Raw genomic sequence first — 3,454 nt, 5'->3', positions numbered from 1 at the left:
CCTCGATCACAACACGTGGTTTGGCATCTGCAACAGGAGCAACTCCTTCTTCGTCGCCGACATGAGTGACTGGAGTTCCGATCTCAACTACTTGATTGACAGCTTCTTTTGTGACTTTGCTTTCAAGAACTGTTTCGGTTTCCTTACCATTTTCAGTAGTAACTGAGACGTAGATTGTACGTTCACCTTTGGCACTTTCAGTGACAACTTTTTCTTGTCCTGCTGGAAGGTTAGGATTTTCCTTCTTGACAGTCTCAAATGGGATTTCTTCCGTTCTTGTGATAAGCTCTGGTCGGTTTTCAACGTTGGCAGCAACTTCATTTTCATCAAGGCTTCCTGAGTGAGTTGCAGCTGGTTTGAGACCAAGTCTTGCTGCTTTAAGGTTAGCTACAAGTGTATCCAACTCAGCTTGTTTATTACGGTTGAGATTGTAGTTCAGAGCATCTTTAGCAGCTTTGAGAGCGTCGAGACTTTCTGTGCTATATCCTTCTAAGTTTTCAGGGATTTGAGCAAGTTCATCGCGTAGAGCCTTGTAATCGGCACGGAAGTAGTCTTTGTTGTGATCTGCAAAGGCAGTCATGAGCTCAAAGATTTCTTCTTCTTTGTACTCAGCGCTTGGTCTATCTGCCCAGATAGCTACCATACTACCAACAGTAGGTAGATCAACCTCAGGATATTTAGTTGAAGCTAGCTGGTTGAATGGAGTTTTTTCAGTGTTTTCGATAGCTTTCTTGAGGAAGCCTCCACCATCTTCAGGTTTTTGACCGAGGATATAGTACCAATCTCCATTCGTGTTAAGGAACTTATACCCCTTGCTTGCTAGATATTGAGGAGATGCAAGGTTATAACCCCACCAACCTTTAGACCAGTAAGAGATGATAACATCTTTATCAAACTCAACATCGTCCTTATCTTCATAGTAGAAACCATCGTTAAAGGCCATTGGTTGAAGACCTTTTTCTTTAGCCATGGCAGCTAGACTATTAGCATAATCTGCAAACTTACCATAGAGCCCATACCACTTGAGGTAGTACCAACCTTGAGCGTTAGTAGCATCGTTGGCATACTCGTCTGTACCATAGTTAAAGATCTTAGTCTTGCCTGCAAAGAAGTCCATGTATTTGCCGATAAGGGCTTTTGTAAAGTTCATTGCTTCTTCGTTTTCAAGGTCCATGGTTGTTTTTGAAACCTTGTCAAAGTTAGCTTGAGGGTTTGCAATGCCCAATTTTTCCATAGCGACAAGCATAGCATCCATGTGGCCAGGGCTGTTGATAGCAGGGATAATTCCAATGCCTTTATCCTTAGCATATTGGATAAGCTCAGTGATTTCAGCCTGGTTCAAAGTTGTTCCGTTTGGATCGTCGTAGTAAGATTTTGTTCCTTCAATGATGGCATTTTTTACATCGTCACTTGCATAGGTCTTGCCGTTTGCAGTGATTGTCATGTCATCCAAGAGGAAGCGAAGTCCGTCATTTCCAAGGAGGAGATGAAGGTCAGAGTAACCAAGTTCGCTGGCTTTATCTACGATACGTTTGAGTTGGTCTAGAGTGAAGTATTTACGTCCAGCATCGATTGAGATAACCTTGTTTTTCGCAAGTTTTTCAACTTCACGTTTGGCATCTTCTTCTTTTTGAGCTTCTGGTGTGAAGGTTAAGTTGCTAACGGCTTCTTGGAGTTTTGCAATTGCTTGGTCAATGCTATCTTGTTCAGCGCGACTAAGGTTGCTATCAAGAGAGCGAATGGCTTTTTCAGCTTCTTTAACGGCAGCAATACTTTCTTCAGTATAGCGACTAAGGTCAGTTGGTACTTCTTTAAGAGCTTGTTCAGCAGACTCGTAGTCAGCGGCGAAATATTCAGCATTTGAGTTCGCGAATTGACGCATGAGTTTGAAGAGGCGAGATGGAGAGTAGCGGGCAGATGGAGTATCAGCCCAAGCAGCTACCATACCCCCGATAATAGGGATATCAGCACCTTCAGTTTTTGGAACAGAAGTAATCGGTGTGCTCTTAATACCGTTCAAACCTTGGTCTAGGTTATACCAACCTTGTCCATCGGCATTACGGCCGAGAACGTAGTACCAGGCATCATTAGTATTGAGGATTTCGTGCCCTTTTTCAACAAGTAGTTTAGAAGAAGCGACATCGTAACCGCCCCAGCCACCAGTCCACATAGACACGATGATGTCTTTGTCAAAGGTACCAAAAGTAGTATCGCTATTATAGTAGATACCGTCATTGAAGGCCATTGGTTTCAGACCGTGAGATTTGACGATACGAGCTAGGTCATTAGCATAGGCGATGAATTTATCATAACCCTTGTCTGGGAAACCATCTTCTGGATACCATTTATAGGCTTGAAGTACACTCCATCCTTTGGCATCGGTAGCATCATTAGCATACTCATCCAAACCGATGTTAAAGATTTCAGACTTGCCCGCAAAGTAAGCAGCGTATTTATCAATCAAAGCTTTTGTAAAGGCAACAGCCTTTTCGTTGTCAAGGTCTACTGTACGTTCTGATTCTTTTCCAAAGTAGTTGAAGTTAGGCTTTTCAATGCCAAGCTCTTTCATGGCATTGAGGATAGCATCCATGTGACCAGGGCTGTTAACTGTTGGGATAAGGCCGATACCTTTATCTTTAGCATAGTTAATCAAGTCGGTCATTTGGCTTTCAGTTAGGTGATTACCATTTGGATCGTTGTAATAGGCATTTGTTCCATTTTCAACAGCACGTTTGACATCATCGCTTGCGTAAGTTTTGTCACCTACAGTTAGAGACATATCATCAAGCATGAAGCGCAAGCCATCATTTCCGACTAAAAGGTGAAGATCAGTATAGCCATAGTGTTTTGCTTTGTCGATGATTTCTTTCAGTTGGTCTGGAGAGAAGTATTTACGTCCAGCATCGATAGAAACAATTTTCTTTTTAGCCAGTTTTTCATTCACTTGAGCTGCTCGTTCTGTAGCGACTGCGGGTGCTTCGACCTTAGCAACTTCTTTGTTTTCTTCTTTTTCAGATTCTGTCTTCTTAGCTTCTTCAGTTACTTCTGATTTAGCTGGAGTTTCTTCTGCTGTGACAGGCTCTGCTACGGCAGGTGCAGGAGCAACTTCAACTTTTGGAGCTTCAGTAGTTGCTACTGGAGCAGCTGGAGTAGCATTTTCTGTTGTTGGAGCAGTCTCGAGTTTTTCTTCACTCGTCGGTGGAGTGATTTCTCCAGTAGTTTGGGCAGCAGGCTGATTTTCTGTTGGAGTAGGTACGACTCCGTCAGCAGCAACGGCCTGCGCCTGAAAGGCAAAGCCGATCAATACAGAAGCCGCTCCGACTGCATATTTACGAATAGAGAAGCGCTGTTTATTTTCTGGTTTCATTAAAAAACCTCCCCTTTTATATTTTTGATAGCGTTTTCACATACTAACTCTATTTTATGTTCTAACTAAAATAAAGTCAAGTTTTTG

Annotated in this window: 1 protein-coding gene; it reads right to left on the bottom strand. The window is 42.6% G+C overall.

Annotation, left to right across the window (positions count from 1 at the left end; all coding sequences use genetic code 11):
• Positions 1 to 3,367 (bottom strand): LPXTG-anchored beta-N-acetylhexosaminidase StrH (gene strH, locus I1J71_RS07605; RefSeq protein WP_195184316.1); only part of this gene is annotated, 3,367 nt, incomplete at its 3' end.
• Positions 3,368 to 3,454: the final 87 nt, after the last annotated feature.

Source organism: Streptococcus infantis, assembly GCF_015546995.1.
GTDB lineage: Bacteria > Bacillota > Bacilli > Lactobacillales > Streptococcaceae > Streptococcus > Streptococcus infantis_J.
Note: the sequence above shows the minus strand (reverse complement) of the source record. Positions and strands in the feature narration are given on the sequence as shown.